Below are 878 nucleotides of genomic sequence, written 5' to 3' on the forward strand. Positions count from 1 at the left end.
ATCGCCACCCAGGCGCGGCCCAGGCGAGAATCCTGCAGGCGCACCGAGAAGAAGATCACGCCGATGCACAGCAACAGGAACAGGAAGTAGTACGCGTTCACCGAGGGCGTGGACATGCCGAAGATCTTGACCATCGAGCCCGAGCCCGGCTCGCCCGCCAGCGACACCCCGAAGACCCTGATCGGGTCGATCAGGTTGATGCCCTGCGGGCCGTTGGTGATGTTCACCGGCGCGTTCAGGTTGTTCATGAAGATGCGGATGATTTCACCGAAGCCCAGCGTCACGATGGCCAGGTAGTCGCCGCGCAGCTTCAGCGTCGGCGCGCCCAGCAAGGCGCCGAAGAAGGCCGCGAACAGCGCCGAGATCGGCACGATCAGCCACAGCGACAGGTGAATGCCGTTCTGCACGATCTCCGGCCCGCACACCATGACCAGGAAATTGCCCACCACCGGATAGGTGTTGACGAAGGACTCGATGACGGCCGCAAACTGCGGCGAGGCCAGCAGGCCCGCCGTGTACGCGCCGATCGCATAGAACGCGATATAGCCCAGGTCCAGCAGGCCGGCGAAGCCCACCACCACGTTCAAGCCCAGCGCCAGCATGATGTACAGCAGGGCGATGTCCATGATGCGCACCCACGAATTGCCGAACTGCTGCGCGATGAAGGGAAACACGATCATCAGCGCCAGCAGCACCAGCAAGCTGGTCTTGGCCTGCGCCGGATTGCGCTTCATGTCGAAGGATAGGAGAGCCATTTGTCTTCTCTTCTGTGTAATGTTGATTGAGGCTTAAGCGCGGTCGGCTACTCGTTCACCCATGATGCCGGACGGGCGCAACGTGAGGACGATGATCAGCACGATGAAGGCGAAGATGTCCTG

1 protein-coding gene is annotated in these 878 nt (G+C 61.6%); it reads right to left on the reverse strand.

Annotated elements, in window-relative coordinates:
- The coding region (locus tag CEJ42_RS24320; protein ID WP_420840793.1) for an ABC transporter permease subunit at positions 1-755 on the reverse strand (755 nt) is incomplete at its 3' end.
- Positions 756-878: the final 123 nt, after the last annotated feature.

Origin of the sequence: Herbaspirillum robiniae, from assembly GCF_002213415.1 — a bacterium.
Classification (GTDB): Bacteria; Pseudomonadota; Gammaproteobacteria; order Burkholderiales; family Burkholderiaceae_D; genus Herbaspirillum; species Herbaspirillum robiniae.